The 16,668-nt window shown below is 59.1% G+C and carries 16 protein-coding genes; 11 read left to right on the plus strand and 5 right to left on the minus strand.

Annotated elements, in window-relative coordinates; genetic code table 11:
* Nucleotides 1–82 precede the first annotated feature (82 nt).
* Nucleotides 83–1,672 (minus strand): arylsulfatase, encoded by a 1,590-nt coding sequence (locus tag J7400_RS06990; RefSeq protein ID WP_209061221.1) that lies wholly within the window; start codon nt 1,670–1,672, stop codon nt 83–85.
* Nucleotides 1,673–1,933: 261 nt separating this feature from the next.
* Nucleotides 1,934–2,719, minus strand: a complete 786-nt coding sequence (gene rlmJ / locus J7400_RS06995) for a 23S rRNA (adenine(2030)-N(6))-methyltransferase RlmJ (RefSeq protein WP_209061223.1) — start codon at nt 2,717–2,719, stop codon at nt 1,934–1,936.
* 291 nt (nt 2,720–3,010) lie between these two features.
* On the opposite strand from rlmJ, the gene J7400_RS07000 reads away from it, so the two are divergent.
* The 7 genes from J7400_RS07000 (at nt 3,011) to rodA (ending at nt 11,407) form a co-directional block, all read left to right on the plus strand.
* Entirely contained in the window at nt 3,011–4,279 is a 1,269-nt protein-coding gene (locus tag J7400_RS07000; protein ID WP_209061225.1) for a CAP domain-containing protein, read from the plus strand.
* A 283-nt stretch (nt 4,280–4,562) separates the two neighbouring features.
* A complete protein-coding gene (locus J7400_RS07005) occupies nt 4,563–5,519 on the plus strand; it encodes an isopenicillin N synthase family oxygenase (RefSeq protein WP_209061227.1) in 957 nt (318 codons plus the stop codon).
* 245 nt (nt 5,520–5,764) lie between these two features.
* Entirely contained in the window at nt 5,765–6,805 is a 1,041-nt protein-coding gene (locus tag J7400_RS07010) for a rod shape-determining protein (protein ID WP_209061229.1), read from the plus strand.
* Between the two features lie 81 nt (nt 6,806–6,886).
* A complete protein-coding gene (gene mreC, locus J7400_RS07015; RefSeq protein WP_209061231.1) occupies nt 6,887–7,780 on the plus strand; it encodes a rod shape-determining protein MreC in 894 nt (297 codons plus the stop codon).
* Nucleotides 7,773–8,306 (plus strand): rod shape-determining protein MreD, encoded by a 534-nt coding sequence (locus tag J7400_RS07020; RefSeq protein WP_209061233.1) that lies wholly within the window; start codon nt 7,773–7,775, stop codon nt 8,304–8,306. The genes mreC and J7400_RS07020 overlap by 8 nt, the downstream gene beginning before the upstream one ends.
* Nucleotides 8,306–10,249: a penicillin-binding protein 2 gene (gene mrdA / locus J7400_RS07025; protein WP_209061235.1), complete on the plus strand. Its 1,944-nt coding sequence runs from the start codon at nt 8,306–8,308 to the stop codon at nt 10,247–10,249. The genes J7400_RS07020 and mrdA overlap by 1 nt, the downstream gene beginning before the upstream one ends.
* 18 nt (nt 10,250–10,267) lie before the next feature.
* The gene (gene rodA / locus J7400_RS07030) at nt 10,268–11,407 is read left to right on the plus strand and encodes a rod shape-determining protein RodA (RefSeq protein WP_209061238.1); all 1,140 of its coding nucleotides are present in this window, start codon (nt 10,268–10,270) and stop codon (nt 11,405–11,407) included.
* Nucleotides 11,408–11,423: 16 nt separating this feature from the next.
* Here the strand turns inward: rodA and J7400_RS07035 are convergent, their stop codons facing one another.
* Nucleotides 11,424–12,260, minus strand: a complete 837-nt coding sequence (locus tag J7400_RS07035) for a LysR family transcriptional regulator (protein WP_209061240.1) — start codon at nt 12,258–12,260, stop codon at nt 11,424–11,426.
* 104 nt (nt 12,261–12,364) lie between these two features.
* Between J7400_RS07035 and J7400_RS07040 the strand changes: the two genes are divergently transcribed.
* Nucleotides 12,365–12,775, plus strand: coding sequence for a VOC family protein (locus J7400_RS07040; protein ID WP_209061249.1), 411 nt, complete (start codon nt 12,365–12,367; stop codon nt 12,773–12,775).
* The gene (locus tag J7400_RS07045) at nt 12,772–13,701 is read left to right on the plus strand and encodes a glyoxylate/hydroxypyruvate reductase A (protein WP_209061251.1); all 930 of its coding nucleotides are present in this window, start codon (nt 12,772–12,774) and stop codon (nt 13,699–13,701) included. Before J7400_RS07040 ends, J7400_RS07045 begins: the two co-directional genes overlap by 4 nt.
* A gap of 96 nt (nt 13,702–13,797) precedes the next feature.
* Here J7400_RS07045 and J7400_RS07050 read toward each other — a convergent pair whose 3' ends face one another.
* On the minus strand, nt 13,798–14,589 hold the full coding sequence (locus J7400_RS07050; RefSeq protein ID WP_209061260.1) for an SseB family protein: 792 nt from the start codon (nt 14,587–14,589) through the stop codon (nt 13,798–13,800).
* Nucleotides 14,586–15,167, minus strand: a complete 582-nt coding sequence (locus J7400_RS07055; RefSeq protein ID WP_209061261.1) for a uracil-DNA glycosylase family protein — start codon at nt 15,165–15,167, stop codon at nt 14,586–14,588. The genes J7400_RS07050 and J7400_RS07055 overlap by 4 nt, the downstream gene beginning before the upstream one ends.
* 86 nt (nt 15,168–15,253) lie before the next feature.
* Here J7400_RS07055 and J7400_RS07060 point away from each other — a divergent pair, with 86 nt between their 5' ends.
* Both J7400_RS07060 and J7400_RS07065 read left to right on the plus strand, forming a co-directional pair.
* Nucleotides 15,254–15,598: a metalloregulator ArsR/SmtB family transcription factor gene (locus tag J7400_RS07060; protein WP_209061263.1), complete on the plus strand. Its 345-nt coding sequence runs from the start codon at nt 15,254–15,256 to the stop codon at nt 15,596–15,598.
* Nucleotides 15,591–16,625: a permease gene (locus tag J7400_RS07065; protein ID WP_209061265.1), complete on the plus strand. Its 1,035-nt coding sequence runs from the start codon at nt 15,591–15,593 to the stop codon at nt 16,623–16,625. The genes J7400_RS07060 and J7400_RS07065 overlap by 8 nt, the downstream gene beginning before the upstream one ends.
* Nucleotides 16,626–16,668: the final 43 nt, after the last annotated feature.

The following is a 16,668-nucleotide window of genomic DNA, read 5'->3' on the forward strand; positions in this document are numbered from 1 at the left end:
CTCCAACGAAAAATTAGTGATAATCATGGTGCCACCCCGCAAGGGCGGGATGGCGGTTTGTCAAACTCTGATCACCTCAGGATCAGTCGCCGATTGGCGAGGACATTTTTTCCATCACCTGATCCAGACTGAAGCTCGCCGCTTTCTGACGTGGCGGGAACTCCTGGAAGGTGGCCAGGAACTGAGCCACATACTGCTGCGCAGGCACGAGGAAATACGCACGGTCCAGCAGCCAGTCATAGTAGGTGTTGGAAGTCTGATACGCGCGCTCATATGGATCACGACGCAGGTTCATGATCAGCGGCAGACGCAGCACAGTGAAAGGTTCGATCCATGCACGCAGGGTCTTGTACTCTTTCTGCTCCATGAAGATGAACTTCCAGTCCTGATAGCGCAGCGCGGTTAGGTCACCATCGTCAGAGAAATAGAAGATCTCGTTACGTGGGCTTTCGGTGGTTTCACCGGTCAGCATCGGCAGGATGTTGTAGCCATCCAGATGCACCTTGTACTCACGACCAATCGCCTGAACGCCGCCGGCTTTCAGCTCTTCCTTGATGTCCGGACGACCAGCGGCCGCCAGCAGGGTTGGGAACCAGTCCATGTGGTGCACGATTTCGTTGCTCACAGAACCCGCTTCGATTTTGCCAGGCCAACGCACCATGGATGGCACACGCCAGCCACCTTCATAGTTGGTGTTTTTCTCACCAAAGAACGGAGTGGAGGCTGCATCCGGCCAGGTGTTGTAGTGTGGGCCGTTGTCGGTGGAGTAATGCACGATGGTGTTGTCTGCGATGCCCAGCTCGTCCAGCAGGTCCAGCAGTTGGCCAACATGCATGTCGTGTTCGATCATGCCAGCAGAATATTCATCCAGCGTTTTACCGGTGATCTGGTTGGCTTTCTCGCGCATGGTGTCCTGCACGTGTGTGCGGAAGTGCATACGTGTACCGTTCCACCAAACGTAGAAAGGTTTGCCCTGATCATTGGCGCGCTTGATGAAGTCGATGGCAGCCGCCAGCGTTTCCTCATCAACGGTTTCCATACGCTTCTTGGTCAGCGGGCCGGTGTCTTCAATTTCGCCATCCGCAGAGGACTTGATCACACCACGCGGGCCAAAGGCTTCGCGGAAAGTGCGGCCGTCCGGCAGCACGGTGTCGCCCGGATAGTCGACGTTCTCAGGCTCTTCTTCGGCATTCAGGTGGTAGAGGTTGCCAAAAAACTCATCAAACCCGTGGTTTGTCGGCAGGTGCTCATCCTTGTCGCCAAGGTGGTTCTTGCCGAACTGACCGGTCAGGTAACCCTCAGATTTCAGCAGGCCCGCAATGGTTGGATCTTCTTCCTGCATGCCAAGCTCGGCGCCCGGCAGGCCAACTTTGGACAAACCGGTGCGGAACACGGATTGGCCCATGATGTAGGACGCACGACCGGCGGTACAGGATTGCTCGCCATAGTAGTCTGTGAAGATCATACCTTCGTTCGCCACACGGTCGATGTTGGGCGTGCGGTAGCCCATCATGCCCATGGTATAGGCGGAGATATTGGACTGACCGATATCGTCACCCCAGATGACCAGAATATTAGGTTTATCTTGCGCTGATACAGCTGTTGCAACTGTTGTTAGAACTGCTGCGACCGTCGATAGCGCCCTGACGGTCTTAAGCGGCGATAATGGCATCGCTCTGAACTCCCTAAATAAAACGCACCCGCAAACCAAGAAACGGAGATTTCAAGAAAAAGTTCAAAAAAATCAGGCAGGTGCAACGCGCGGGAGAGTCGTTGATAAGCTTCTGATTGTCAAACGAATTATCTGGAGGCTGAGGTAAGGAATACAACCACTAGACGCATATTTTCGCCCACCAAATCAACCAAACCACAAGAAACGCACGCCAAATAGTTGTATTACTTGACGCAGAAGAGGCTGTCGGCTTGTAGATTCTTACGAATTGATCTCGGCAAAACGCGCCGTCAAATGGGCGGCTTCTTGCTCAAGACCATAGGGCGCGTTCAAAATGAACATACCAGACCCAATCATCCGGTGTCCCTCGCGCGCCGCCGGAAAGCTGACTTCGTGATGCAGGACCTTGGGAAAGTTCTTGCCTTTGAGCGCTGTGATCATCGGCTTGTGCAAACCGTCGCGCAAAATCGGATACCAGAGCGCGATCACGCCCACGTTCCACTTCCGGTGCACATGCGCGACCATATTGGGTAAGGTCTTGTAATCGCTTTTGATCTCATAACTGGGATCAATCAAAAGAACGCCGCGACGGGGTGTCGGCGGGCAAATCCCGATGACGGTCTCATAGCCGTCCTTTTGATGCACCTTCGCACCGCTGCCGCGCATCGCACCGCGCAGGGCCTCGGCTTCCTGAGGATGCAGCTCGCAAAACTGCAGCGTATCCTCTGCCCGTGTCAGTGCTGCTGCCAGTGCGGGCGAGCCGGGATACGCCTGCGCGCCATGCTTGGCCCGAACTGCCGCCAGCGCCCGCATGTAGGGATGATCTGCGCCAAACCAGTCTTCCGCGCGTCCGATCCCGGCTTCGGCTTCTCCGGTCTTCACCGCCGCCTCAGCGTTAAGTTGATAGACCCCGCGCCCCGCATGGGTTTCCAGATAGCTCATGGGTTTTGGCTTTTGCCCCATATAGTCGAGCATCGCAGCCAGCAGCGCGTGCTTTTGCACATCTGCCAGATTTCCGGCGTGGTAAATATGTTGGTAAGACAGCATGACGCCCTCTTTAGACGACGCGCCAGGCTTTGCCCAGAGACAGCCCTCAGCAATGCCTCAAAGCCAGCTGTCGCAAGGCAGGCGATCATAAAAGCGGCCAGCAATCACTCTGACAACCAGCCAAATTCCTTCAATTTGAGAGAACTTCCGCTCTCAGCATTTTCTTGCACACAAAACACCGAAATTTGGCAAAAACACACTGAAATATAAGCGCTTTTTTGCTTGAAGTTGCGCCAATGCATCTCTGCCAGTCACCTCTCGCCAGAACCATGCAAAGAGAAAGGACTGCACATGGGACAGGCAAGTAGCTTTGAGCGACAAATGCTCGAACTGATCAACGAGGAACGCGCAAAAGCCGGATTGAATCCGTTGCGTCTGAACACGCTACTAAATGAATCCAGCGAAGATCATACGAAATGGATGATGGAGACAGGTACGTTTTCGCACGCAGGTGAAAATGGGTCCAACGTCACGGATCGCATCGATGCAACAGGATACCCTCTGGAAGGCACTTGGGGGACAGCAGAGAACATCGGCTGGCAATCCGAACGCGGCGCCCCAAGTATCGAGGATGATGTGCGGCAGGTTCACGAGGGGCTGATGAACAGCCCGGGGCACCGCGCAAATATTATGAATCCGGACTTCACCGAAATCGGCATCGGCATCGAACGCGGTAATTTTCGCGGCTATGACGCTGTGGTCGTGACACAGAATTTTGCCCGCACGGACGGCGACACATCGGGATCCGTCGAGCCAGAGACCACTCCCGCACCCGAACCTACCCCAGAACCAACTCCTGCGCCTAAACCGGAACCCACACCCGAGCCCACGCCAGAACCTTCTCCGGAACCAGAACCGCAGCCGGAGCCCACTCCTGAACCTGTGCCGGAACCGGAACCAACGCCTGAGCCAGCGCCCGAACCTGAACCCGCGCCTGAGCCAGCTCCGGAACCTGCGCCGGAACCTGCGCCACAGCCGACACCAGAGCCGCAGCCTGAACCTGTGCCAGAACCGGAACCAATTCCAGAGCCTGCACCGGCAGTCGCCGTATCCGGCTTCGCCTATGGCACAAGAGGTGACGACACCCTCACAACAACCGGGTCTTGGAACATGGTCTTCACCGGTCGCGGCGATGACACGGTAATCGGGCAGGATGGCTTTGACTACCTCAACGGCGGTAAAGGCGATGACATGCTGCTTGGCGGCGGCGGGAATGACTTCCTGATGGGCGGTCGCGGCGATGACAATCTGGATGGCGGATCCGGTCGCGACTATCTGGTTGGCGGTGCTGGTGATGACGTGATGACAGGAGGCACAGGTGCCGATGTCTTCATATTTGCCAAAGGCGACGACACCATCAGCGACTTCACCGTCGGTGAAGACACGCTCGTGCTCAGCGCCAGTCTCTGGAGAAGCGGAGAAAACCCACTGTCAGCCTTCGCAAACAACGTCACAATCGAAGACGGTAACGCTGTGATTGACTTTGGCGCAGGCAACACGCTGACCCTAACCGGCGTCACCGACACCCCCGATCTGGATGTCTACGGCATGTTCTGCTGAGAACGCCTTTTCCTTAGCCGCAAGGTGCCTTTTGCGCGCCCCTCACCTGCCGGAGCCCCACTCCGGCAGGTCTTTGCGTTACAACCAAAGCGACCTGTTCCAGCGCAGGCAACCCCACCAACAACACCGCTTGATTGTTCCAGGTCTCAGGGGTAGTCCCCGCATGTCTGAATTTCTTCATCTCGTCGTTCTGGAACGGCACAGCGCCCACCGCAGAAAGCGCTTTGCCGGATAGCTGCGCCCCATTCTCATGTCTTAAAACACAACAGAATGGAGCTTTCAGATGACTGAATTCACGGAAATTCCCGTCCTTGATCTTGCGCCATTGGTCGCCGGTGGTGACACGCGCAAACTTGCTGCCGATTTTGCCAAAGCTTACGGCGAAACCGGCTTTGGCTATGTGATCAACCATGGCATTGATCCCGTGTTGCGCGCCGCTGTTTTTGCCGCTTCAGAGCGGTTTCACGCGCTGCCTGAGGCGCAAAAACAGGCCATTACGCTGAACCACAGCCATCGCGGCTATATCGCGATCAACACATCCACCGATGTCAATTCCGATCTGGCCGAGGTGACAAAACCCAATCAATCGGCGTCTTTCATGATGATGCGCGAAGATGCTGAGGCTGATCCGGACGTCTACCTGTCCGGCCCGAACCAATGGCCGGAGCTCGCAGGTTTTCGCGAGGCTTGTGAAGCCTATGCCGCCGCGATGACGGCCCTTGGCCAGAAACTCATGGCGCTGACACTGGAGGCCATCGGCGTGACAGATCGCAGGATTCTCGCGGCCTTTGATACCCCAACTCTATGGCTGCGCCTCTTGCATTACCCTCCACAACCACCGCAGGCGCCAGAGGATCTATATGGCTCTGCCCCGCATAAAGACTTCGGCTGCCTGACCCTTCTGGCGCAGGACGATGTGGGGGGCTTGCAGGTCCAGACACCTGCAGGAAACTGGGTCGACGCCCCGCCGATGGAAAACGCCTTTGTGGTCAATGTCGGAGATATGCTGCACCGGATGTCAAACGGCAAACTCCTGTCCACGCCCCACCGGGTGATCAACACCTCAGGCCGCGAGCGCTACTCGGTGCCCTTCTTCTTTGACCCGCATGTATCCACCAACATCGCACCGCTTCCCGGTACAGGTCCCGCCAAATTTGAGTCGCTCAATTTCGGGGACTTTCTGAGGAGCGAGCTCGAAGCGGGCTATGAGGCCCACCAAGGCGCAGAAGCCACACCATAGGGCGCATCCTCTCATCTGGCGGCAGGGCCTTCCTTGCCGCCAGCCAGAGCCCCGAACCCTGAAACCCGAGTCGCAAATCTCGGCCACCCCTGCCAATCAGACCGGCACACGGCCCGCTTCCACGGCAGAATGTCGCCTTTGCTTCAACCGAGGCCTTTAATAAAGCGTAACCACTTCCTATAAGAAGGCGCCTGCGCTCCGTAAGAGAGTCGCGCACGAAGGGAATTTCTGGGGAACGAAATCATATGCTGGGAAATTTGGGCGGCCTGTTTACATCTGACATGGCTATCGACCTTGGGACGGCGAACACGCTGGTCTATGTCAAAGGAAAAGGCGTCATTCTCAGTGAACCCTCTGTGGTGGCCTATCACGTCAAGGACGGCGTGAAGAAAGTCCTCGCCGTGGGTGAAGATGCCAAGCTGATGCTGGGCCGCACGCCAGGCAGCATTGAGGCCATCCGCCCGATGCGTGACGGTGTGATTGCAGATTTTGACACCGCCGAAGAGATGATCAAGCACTTCATCCGCAAGGTGCATCGCCGTTCCACCTTCTCCAAGCCCAAGATCATCGTCTGCGTGCCACATGGCGCCACTCCGGTTGAAAAGCGCGCGATCCGTCAATCCGTGCTCTCCGCAGGCGCGCGCCGCGCCGGCCTGATTGCAGAGCCAATTGCCGCAGCGATTGGTGCGGGCATGCCGATCACCGATCCAACCGGCAACATGGTCGTCGACATCGGCGGCGGCACCACCGAGGTGGCCGTTCTGTCGCTGGGCGACATCGTTTACGCGCGCTCCGTGCGCGTGGGTGGTGACCGCATGGACGAAGCCATCATCAACTACCTGCGCCGCCAGCAGAACCTGCTGATCGGTGAAAGCACAGCAGAACGCATCAAAACCTCCATCGGCACAGCGCGTATGCCTGACGATGGCCGCGGTGCGTCCATGCAAATTCGGGGCCGTGACCTTCTCAACGGCGTCCCAAAAGAGACCGAAATCAGTCAGGCACAGGTTGCTGAGGCCTTGGCTGAACCGGTACAGCAAATCTGCGAGGCAGTCATGACCGCTCTCGAAGCCACCCCGCCTGATCTCGCAGCCGACATTGTGGACCGTGGCGTTATGCTCACCGGCGGCGGCGCGCTGCTGGGGGACCTGGATCTTGCACTGCGCGAACAAACCGGCCTGGCCGTGTCCATCGCCGATGAAAGCCTCAACTGTGTGGCCATGGGCACCGGCAAAGCGCTGGAATACGAAAAACAGCTGCGCCACGCGATCGACTACGACAGCTGATCTTTTGCAAAGCATCTGCCGGTTTGGCCTATGCCGACCGGCGGTGTAGCATAGGGCTGATCCCAAGGCATCGGAGGCATCTTGGCCAGAGACCGCAATCAGGGCGAGGATTTTTCCGCACCGCTTCGGCGGCTCATTCTGGGTGTCATCCTGCTGCTCCTGCTGGGCATCTTTCTGGTCTGGCGCATCGACAGCCCGCGCGTAGAGCGTTTCCGCGCACAAATCACCGATGCTGTTGTACCCAATTTCGACTGGGCTATGGCCCCTGTCACCGGCACCGTGAACCTGCTGCGCAACTTCCAGAGCTATCAGCGCATTGCAGAGCAAAACCGCGAACTGCGGCGCGAACTTCAGCAGATGAAAGCCTGGAAAGAAGCCGCCATCCAGCTGCGTCAGGAAAACGCGCGCTTGTTGGATCTCAACAACGTGCGCCTTGATCCTCAGCTCACCTATGTGACCGGCGTCGTGCTGGCCGACAGCGGCTCGCCATTTCGGCAGTCCGTCCTTCTGAACATCGGCGCACGGGACGGCATCGTAGATGGCTGGGCCGCAATGGACGGGATTGGCCTTGTGGGCCGCATCTCCGGTGTGGGGCGGTCGTCCTCCCGCGTGATGCTTTTGACCGACAGCTCCAGCCGCATCCCCGCCCGCATCCAGCCTTCAGGCCAAACCGCCCTGATCGTGGGTGACAACTCCGTTGCACCACATGTGGATTTTCTGGAAACCCCTGATCTGGTGCGCCCCGGCGACCGGGTTGTGACTTCCGGCGATGGCGGGGTCTTTCCCGGGGGTCTGCTGATTGGACAGGTGGCAACAGATCCAAGCGGTCGCCTGCGTGTGCGGCTTGCGGCAGATTATGAGCGGCTCGAATTCCTGCGGGTGCTGCGCCACCACGGTCAGGAAACGCCGGACACCACTGGCACGCTCATCTCTCCGCTGACGCCGGAAGTCTTCGTGGAGGAGACCGATGGCTGATGCCGCGCAATCCCGCAAATGGGTGATGCGCGGTGTCTTTGCGCTGTTGTGCCTGACCCTGATCTTTGCACAGCTCCTGCCTCTTGAAACCACACCGCGCCGCTGGGCAGGTCCTGACTTTCTGGTTGTGCTCACCCTCGTCTGGTCTGTGCGCCAGCCCGATTACACCCCCACATGGCTTGTGGCGCTGGTGTTTTTGCTCGCGGACTTCCTGCTGCTACGCCCCCCGGGGCTTGCGGCCGCAATTATGGTTCTGACCGTCGAAGCGCAGCGCAGCCGCGCCTTCCGCCTGCGCGAGGCCACCTTTGCCTATGAGTGGCTCACGGCGGCCGCCTTTATGTTGCTGATCGCTGTTGGATATCGCGTGATCGGGGCGGTCATGCTGTTGCCGCAGCCTTCACTCGGACTTATGCTCATGCAGGTGATCATGAACATCGCCGTATATCCCGTTATTGTGGTGCTCTCGCACTTTCTCTTCGGCATCCGACGCACCCATGCGCAGGATGGCGGATTAGGGGCAAACTGATGCGCAAAACGCCAACCGAGATCAACGAAGTCCACACCCGGTTTTCCCGCCGCTCCCTGCTTTTGGGCGGCAGCATGGCCGCCTTCATGACCGGCCTTGGCTTCCGCATGCGCCATTTGCAACTTGATCAGGCTGATGAATACCGTCTGCTCGCCGAAGAAAACCGCATCAACATCCGCCTGATCCCACCTGCACGCGGCGAGATCTTTGACCGCAACGGCATCCTGCTGGCCCGAAACGAGCCCTCCTATCGTATCATCCTCGTGCCAGAAGACACAGACGACGTGGACCGCGTGATCGCCAAATTGGCCACGCTGGTGGAGCTCGATCCGGACGAGCTTGACCGCGCCATGACCGAAATGCGCCGCTCCCCGCCCTTCCTGCCGGTCACGATTGCCGATCGCGTCAGCTGGGAAGAGCTGTCCCGCGTCGCCGTCAACACACCCGCCCTGCCCGGCATCACGCCAGAGGTGGGTTTGTCGCGCTACTACCCGCTAAAAGGCGATCTGGCCCATGTGCTCGGATATGTTGGCCCGATCTCGGACTATGACCTTTCCAAGATCGACAACCCGGACCAACTCCTGCGCATCCCGCGCTTTCAGATTGGCAAGGTCGGCCTTGAAGGCCGCATGGAGGACGATCTGCGTGGCGCTGCCGGAACAAAGCGGGTCGAAGTCAACGCCGTGGGCCGCGTCATGCGCGAGTTGGACCGGCGCGAAGGCGAACAGGGTGACGACGTCCAGCTGACCATCGATCAGGATCTGCAGTCCTATGCTCAGGCCCGCCTTGGCGAAGAAAGCGCAGCTGCGGTGGTGATGGACTGCCAGACCGGTGATCTGCTGGCGGTTGCCTCGGCCCCAACGTTTGACCCCAATCTCTTCGTGCAGGGTATTTCGGTGGCCGACTATGGCCTGCTCACCAACAACGAATACCGCCCGCTGGCGGCTAAATCCGTGCAAGGCACCTACCCGCCCGGCTCCACCTTCAAGATGATCACGGCGCTGGCCGCTCTGGAAGCGGGCATCGTCGGGCCGGAAGAAACCGTCTGGTGCCCCGGGCATTTGTCTGTCTCCAACCGGCGCTTCCACTGCTGGAAACGCGCAGGCCACGGGCACGTGAACCTCTCCCAAGCGCTGCGCGAAAGCTGTGACGTCTATTTCTATGACCTCGCCGTTCAGGTCGGCATCGACAAGATTTCTGAAGTCGCCGCCAAATTCGGATTGGGGGAGAAATATGATCTGCCCCTCTCCGGTGTGGCGCGCGGCCTCAACCCGACCCGCGACTGGAAGTCCTCTGTGCGCGGCGCGGATTGGGTGGTCGGCGACACGGTCAACGCCTCAATCGGTCAGGGCTTTGTGCTGACATCACCGCTACAGCTTGCTGTGATGACCTCCCGTCTGGCCACCGGCAAGGCGCTCTCGCCCCGTCTGGTGAAATCCGTGAACGGTGTGGAGCAACCCGCGGCTGAGGCGCCAGACATTGAGGTAAATCCCGTACACCTCAAAGAGGTGCAGCGCGGCATGTATGCGGTTTCAAACAACCGCCGCGGCACCGCTTACGGCAGCCGCATCATCGAAGATCAATATCGCATGGCAGGCAAGACCGGCACCTCGCAGGTCCGCAACATCACCGCAGCCGAACGGGCCCGCGGCGTGACCCGCAACGAAGACCTGCCGTGGAACCGCCGCGACCATGCGCTGTTTGTGAACTTTGCGCCTTATGAGAACCCACGCATTGCCGTGGCGGTGGTGGTTGAACACGGCGGAGGCGGGTCCAAAGCCGCAGCCCCCATCGCGCGCGACATCACCCTGCAGGCGCTCTATAATGGCACCCCGCCGCTCGCCGCTTATCCGGCAAAAGACCGCGATAAGATCGAAGCGCAGCAGGAAAAGCTGCAAAAACTCGCACCAGGTCGGGAAATCACCCGCCGCAATCGGGCCTGATCAGGAACGCGCACGGACATGAGCTATCTAGAGTATAACGTCAAACATGTGCCCACCGGGTTTCGCAAGATTCTGCATCTGAACTGGGCGCTGTTCCTGCTTGTGACCACCGTCGCGGGCGCAGGTTTTCTGATGCTTTATTCCGTGGCTGGAGGCTCTTTCCACCCATGGGCAGAACCTCAGATGAAACGCTATGTGCTCGGCGTTGCGGTGATGTTCACCGTCGCCATGGTGCCGATCTGGTTCTGGCGGTCCGTGTCCGGATTTGCCTATCTTGTCAGCCTGATCCTTCTGGTCGCGGTGGAGGTGATGGGCAGCGTCGGCATGGGCGCCCAGCGCTGGATCGACCTTGGTTTTATGCGACTTCAGCCCTCCGAACTTATGAAAATCACCCTCGTGATGTGTCTTGCCGCCTACTATGACTGGCTACCCACCGAAAAGACCTCACGCCTGATCTGGGTAATCCTGCCGGTGTTCCTGATCCTGTTACCCACGGCGTTTGTTCTGCGCCAACCAGACCTTGGCACCTCACTGCTGCTGATCACCGGCGGCGCCATAGTGATGTTCCTTGCCGGTGTGCATTGGGGCTATTTTGTCACCGTGATCGGCATGGCTGTGGGGGTGGTTGTGGCCGTCTTCCAATCCCGCGGCACCCCTTGGCAACTTTTGAAAGACTACCAATACCGCCGCATTGACACGTTTCTAGACCCATCTCAGGACCCTTTGGGGGCTGGCTATCACATCACCCAATCCAAAATTGCCCTAGGCTCCGGCGGCTGGACTGGACGCGGCTTTATGCAAGGCACCCAGAGCCGCCTGAACTTCCTGCCGGAAAAGCACACGGACTTTATCTTTACAACGCTGGCCGAAGAGTTCGGCTATGTCGGCGCGGTCACCCTACTGTCGATCTATGGGTTGATCATTGTCTTCTGCATTGCCTCCGCCATTTCCAACCGCGACCGCTACGCCGCCCTTCTGACGCTTGGCATCGCCGGGGCATTCTTCCTGTTCTTCGCGGTGAATATGTCCATGGTCATGGGCCTTGCACCTGTTGTAGGCGTGCCGCTGCCTCTGGTGAGCTATGGCGGCTCTGCGATGCTGGTTTTGATGGTGGGCTTTGGCCTGATCCAAAGCGCCCACGTCCACCGCCCGCGCTAACACTCCGCCCCCAAGTCTAAGGCTTCTGCCGCAAAATATCGCGCATGAGGGCGATCACCGGGCGGCGTGCATCTCTGCGCCATGTCAACAGGCCAACGTCACGGTAAACCGCCCCCAACGGCACAAAAGCCAGCTCCTCCTGATAGCGGGCAAGCCCAGCCCATTTTGGCAAAACCGCCTGCCCCAACCCATCCGCCACCATCTGCGCGATGATCTCGACCGCATCCATTTCGCACAGAATGCGCGGAGCCGGATCATGGGCTTGCAGCGCCTGCCAACACAAGGCACCACCCCAAGCCGAGCGCTTATAAAGAACATAGGGCAGTGGTTTTTGCGCATCGCGCGGCTGCAAAAGCCCGACAGGTTGGCGCGCAAGCCGCTCAAACGTCATGGTTTTGGGCAACGCGAAGGGCGGTGCTACGATCAGCGCCGCATCCAGATGCCCCTCGACAAACTTCCCGTAAATTTCATCTGATGGCGCCGGGATCAGCGACAGCGCCACCTCCGGCGCCTGCACTTCCAACGCGCTGACAAGCTGCGGGCCAAAATCACTCAGCGCTGTGGACACCGCCCCGAGCCGCAACGTGCCACGCAGCTGCTCGGCATTCAGCTTCCCCGCCAAACCAGCATGCAGCGCCACCATCTGGCGTAGATCCGCCAGCAACGCCTCACAATCCGGCGTCGGTGCCATCTGCCGCCCCGCCCGCACCAACAAAGGTACCGACAGCTCAGCCTCAAGCGCGGCCACCCTTTGTGACACAGCCGCCGCCGTGATCCCAAGCCGCCGCGCCGCCCCCGCAAGCGAGCCTTCTTCCACAGCCGCAAGCAAGGTTTCCACAAATCTAACATCCATAGAAAACCTTATGTCTGAAGAAAGAAAAACAAGCTACCCTAAGCCTCTTTCATCTTTTACCCAGAGGCCAGATCCCTATTCTTTTGCGCAAAGGAGCGCCTCAAATGAGCATTTTTCATCTGGCCTATAACGTCCGCGACCTTGATCAGGCGCGCGCTTTCTATGGCAGTCTGCTCGGCTGTGCAGAAGGACGCAGCACCGAAACCTGGGTGGACTATAACTTCTTTGGCCATCAGCTCTCGCTGCATCTTGGCGAACCCTTTGCCACGGCGGCCACGGGCCATGTGGGCGAGCATCTCGTGCCCATGCCCCACCTCGGTGTGATTCTGCCCAAAGCCGAGTGGGATACATTGGCCACCAAACTGACCGAGGCGGGCGTCGATTTTGTGCTGGCGCCCTTCACCCGTTTTGCCGGAGAGCCGGGGGAACAGAGCACCATGTTCTTCACCGATCCGTTCGGCAACCCGATCGAAATCAAAGGTTTTGCCGACATGTCCGGAGTGTTTGCCACATGATCAACGTTCTCTTCGCTGCCAAAGCTGACCGTTGGGCGGCCTATGAGCCCCACCTCAAGTCCGGGCTCGCGGCCGCTGGCATCAAAGCCGATCTGCGCACGGAATTTCCGCCAGAAGAGGTCGACTACATCATTTATGCCCCCAACAGCGCGGTGCAGGATTTCACACCTTACACGCGGCTGAAGGCCGTGCTGAATCTCTGGGCGGGTGTCGAAAACGTGGTGGGCAACCCCACACTCAAAGCGCCCCTCGCCCGCATGGTGGATCCGGGCATGACACAGGGCATGGTCGAATGGGTCGTTGGCCATGTGATGCGCTATCATCTTGGCATGGATCGCAACATTCTTGGCCAAGACGGCACCTGGGAGCCGCACATTCCCCCGCTGGCGCAAAACCGTCGTGTAGCGGTCTTGGGCTTAGGGGAATTGGGCAGCGCCTGCGCCAGCACGCTCAGCCAATTGGGCTTTGATGTCGCTGGCTGGAGCCGCCGCCCCAAGGACGTGAAAGGCGTGACATGTCTCGCAGGTGAGGATGGCCTTTCCGCAGCGCTTTCCCGCGCCGAGATTCTTGTGCTGCTTCTGCCCAAGACTCCTGCCACGGAAAATCTGTTGGACGCCAAACGTCTCGCGCAAATGCCCGCAGGCGCGATGATCGTGAACCCCGGGCGCGGCCAACTGATTGACGACGAGGCCCTGCTGGCCGCCCTCCATAGCGGCCATATCGCTCACGCCACCCTCGATGTTTTTCGCATAGAACCCCTGCCCGCGGATCACCCCTATTGGGCCCATCCCAATGTGACGGTCACTCCCCACATTGCCTCAGAAACCCGCACGGAAACCGCCAGTCAGGTGGTGGTGGAAAACATTCGGCGCGGCGAAGCTGGCGAGCCGTTTCTGCACCTCGTGGATCGCGCAGCCGGGTACTGAGCGCAGATTTATACCGGCGGTAAAGGGGCCAGCCCCTCTGCCACAGCAAGCTGTGGCATTCACCCCGGGATACTTTCGGCAAGAGGAAAGGCGCGTTTAGCGCAGGCGTGGCGGCGCGTCCGGGTCGCTTCCCGGCGCAACCGGTTTATATTCCTGCGCTTTTGGCGGTTCGGGCAAATCAAACCGCAGACCGGATTTGGCGAGCTGTGCCGCCACAGGGTCTTTGGCGGCAAAAAAGCCCACATCCAGCGATCCGGCTTCGATACCAGAGAACGTCAGCGCTTCATTCACAGCTTTGGCCAACGCCCCTTCTGAGCCGGGCAGCGTGTCCACAAACCCAAGCATGTGGGATCGGCTGCCATTCTCATAGGTGGTGCCAACCAAATAGGCCATTTTGGCGAGCCCCGCAGCCGTGGACAGCTTCATGTCCAAAGCGGTGATCAGATGTTCCGGCAAGCCTGCTGGCGGCGCAAAGCTCTCCACTTTGGCCTCCACCTCATCCGGCGCATGGGTCAACGTGTCAGACAACCAGCCAAGCGCCTCTCCCGGAATCAAGATGGACGACGGCGCCACCTCCGGGTTCACGGCCAGTCCAATGCCTTGATCTGCCAGCATTGTTGCAATGATCCGACCTGAGAGCGCCGCATAAGGGGCCACGCGGCCAACAAATTCCGCCAGACGCTCTTCGGTGTCAAACACCAGCACAAAGCGCGCATCCGAGGTTTCAAAGATTTCCGGAGCGATGCGGTCCCCTTCAGGCTCTTTTTCCAAAAGGAGGAACAGCTCTGCATCCGCCAGCCGTTCATAGAACCTCAGCCGCGCCCCGTCATCCTGCGGGGCCGCTTCCATGGCCATGTGGGCCTGATCCAGTGGGGTCATGTCGCTCACGCCAGAGCCTCCTTGATACGGGCCTGCAGGCTGGGCAACAGCTCCTCAGCAAACCACGGATGTTTCTTCAGCCATGCCGTATTGCGCCAGGAGGGATGAGGCAAGGGGTAGACGTCCGGCGCATGGTCGCGCCACTGCGTCACCGTGTCGGTCACGCCGGTTTTCACACCCAGATGCCACTTCTGCGCATAGCCGCCGATCACCAGCGTCAGCGGCACCTCTCCCAGCGCATCCATCACCTGTTGCCGCCATGTTTTCGCGCATATGGGCGGTGGCGGCAGATCGCTGCCTTTGGCGTTGTAGCCTGGAAAGCAGAACGCCATCGGCACAATCGCCACCTTTGATTGGTCGTAAAAAACGTCCGCCCCAATCCCCATCCAGTCGCGCAGGCGATCACCTGAGGGATCGGTAAAGGGCTTGCCACTTTCATGGACCCGCGCCCCCGGAGCCTGACCGACAACCAAAATGCGTGCGCCGGGCTGAAACCAGGCCACCGGGCGCGGCTCATGCGCGGTGGCAGTCTTGGCAAAGCGTTCTGCGCAGATTTGGCAGGCCCGAATATCTTCAATCAATTGCATAGGTTTAGGGATAACCGTTGCGATTTATTTCGACAATATTCGAAATAAACCTTGCACGAAGGTTTTATTTCGATATTTTTAGAAATATGAAACACACTGATCCCTCCGATATCTCTCTAGAGATTGCCGCCTCCACCTTTGCCGCCCTTGGCTCTGAGCAACGGCTGGCCGTTCTGCGCTGCTTGGTGCGCGCAGGCACGGATGGCCTGTCCATTGGCGAGCTTGGCAAACGCACCGGCGTCACCGGCTCCACCCTGACCCATCATATGAAAATCCTCGCCCAAGCCGGGCTTGTGACCCAGGAAAAGCAAGGCCGTTCAATCATTTGTGCCGCTGTCGCCTATGACGCGGTGCGCGATCTTTCGGCGTTCCTTCTGAAAGAATGCTGCGCCGACAGCCCCAGCCCAGATAAGGACCACCCCCATGGCTGACCTCACGCAAACACCCTCTCCGCTGCGGCGCCAGTTGGCGCGGATCGACGCCGCCTGGGCCGCCAGCGCGATGATCCTGCTCTTGGTTGCTCTCTTGGATTGGCCGCAATTCCTGCCAACAGTGACCTTCACCAAGGATGCGCTGCTGCACACCGCGCCTTTCATTCTGTTTGCGGTATTTGCCATTGGCTATCTGAAGGCAACCGGGGCGGAGAACCTTCTCGCCAAAGCCTTTGAAGGGCGCGAGACCCGCATGATTTTCTTCGCAGCCCTGCTCGGAGGCCTGTCGCCTTTCTGCTCTTGTGAGGTGATCCCCTTCATCGCAGCGCTCTTGGCCGTTGGCGCGCCGCTGTCTGCCGTTATGGCCTTCTGGCTGGCCTCCCCGCTGATGGATCCGGCCATGTTTGCCATCACCTCCGGCACGCTGGGCTATGAATTTGCCATAGCCAAAGCGCTCTCAGCCATTGGGCTCGGGCTGCTGGGCGGCTTTGGCACCATGGTGTTAAAATCCACGCCCGTGTTTACAGATCCTCTGCGCGAAAAGCCTCAGGTAGGTGGCTGTTGTGGCGTACAAAAGCCCTTCTCCGGAAAGCCCGAGTGGAAGTTCTGGCAAGACGCCGACCGCCGTGTGACCTTTCGTGAAACCACGCTTAAAAACGGCCTCTTTTTGCTGAAATGGCTGCTGCTGGCCTATGTGATTGAGGCGTTGATGATCCACTATGTCCCGGCGGAATGGATCGCAGGCATTCTGGGCGGCGAGGGTTTCATGCCAATCCTTCTCGGCGCTCTGGTCGGCGCACCGGCTTACCTCAACGGCTACGCCGCCGTGCCGCTGGTCGCCGGTTTGGTGGAGCAAGGCATGTCCAACGGAGCGGCGATGTCCTTTGTGATTGCGGGCGGCGTCAGCTGCATCCCTGCCGCCATTGCCGTCTGGGCGTTGGTCAAACCCCGCGTCTTTGCCGCCTATTTCGGCTATGCCATGCTTGGCGCGCTGATAGCAGGCTCCATCTGGCAAGCGGTCGCCTAAAGCCCGCTTCCATCAAGACGATCTACCGGCGCTGCCCCTCGCG

The sequence above is a fragment of the Shimia sp. R9_2 genome (genome assembly GCF_017743735.1).
Lineage (GTDB): Bacteria > Pseudomonadota > Alphaproteobacteria > Rhodobacterales > Rhodobacteraceae > Shimia.

Bases quoted from the DNA above. Each gene is read 5' to 3' on its own strand.
- J7400_RS07005 (WP_209061227.1), top strand. From the start codon at position 4,563: ATGACTGAATTCACGGAAATTCCCGTCCTTGATCTTGCGCCATTGGTC.
- J7400_RS07040 (WP_209061249.1), top strand. From the start codon at position 12,365: ATGAGCATTTTTCATCTGGCCTATAACGTCCGCGACCTTGATCAGGCG.
- rodA (WP_209061238.1), top strand. From the start codon at position 10,268: ATGAGCTATCTAGAGTATAACGTCAAACATGTGCCCACCGGGTTTCGC.
- J7400_RS07065 (WP_209061265.1), top strand. From the start codon at position 15,591: ATGGCTGACCTCACGCAAACACCCTCTCCGCTGCGGCGCCAGTTGGCG.
- J7400_RS07000 (WP_209061225.1), top strand. From the start codon at position 3,011: ATGGGACAGGCAAGTAGCTTTGAGCGACAAATGCTCGAACTGATCAAC.
- J7400_RS07055 (WP_209061261.1), bottom strand. From the start codon at position 15,167: ATGCAATTGATTGAAGATATTCGGGCCTGCCAAATCTGCGCAGAACGC.
- J7400_RS07020 (WP_209061233.1), top strand. From the start codon at position 7,773: ATGGCTGATGCCGCGCAATCCCGCAAATGGGTGATGCGCGGTGTCTTT.
- J7400_RS07045 (WP_209061251.1), top strand. From the start codon at position 12,772: ATGATCAACGTTCTCTTCGCTGCCAAAGCTGACCGTTGGGCGGCCTAT.
- mrdA (WP_209061235.1), top strand. From the start codon at position 8,306: ATGCGCAAAACGCCAACCGAGATCAACGAAGTCCACACCCGGTTTTCC.
- J7400_RS07060 (WP_209061263.1), top strand. From the start codon at position 15,254: ATGAAACACACTGATCCCTCCGATATCTCTCTAGAGATTGCCGCCTCC.
- J7400_RS06990 (WP_209061221.1), bottom strand. From the start codon at position 1,672: ATGCCATTATCGCCGCTTAAGACCGTCAGGGCGCTATCGACGGTCGCA.
- J7400_RS07010 (WP_209061229.1), top strand. From the start codon at position 5,765: ATGCTGGGAAATTTGGGCGGCCTGTTTACATCTGACATGGCTATCGAC.
- rlmJ (WP_209061223.1), bottom strand. From the start codon at position 2,719: ATGCTGTCTTACCAACATATTTACCACGCCGGAAATCTGGCAGATGTG.
- J7400_RS07035 (WP_209061240.1), bottom strand. From the start codon at position 12,260: ATGGATGTTAGATTTGTGGAAACCTTGCTTGCGGCTGTGGAAGAAGGC.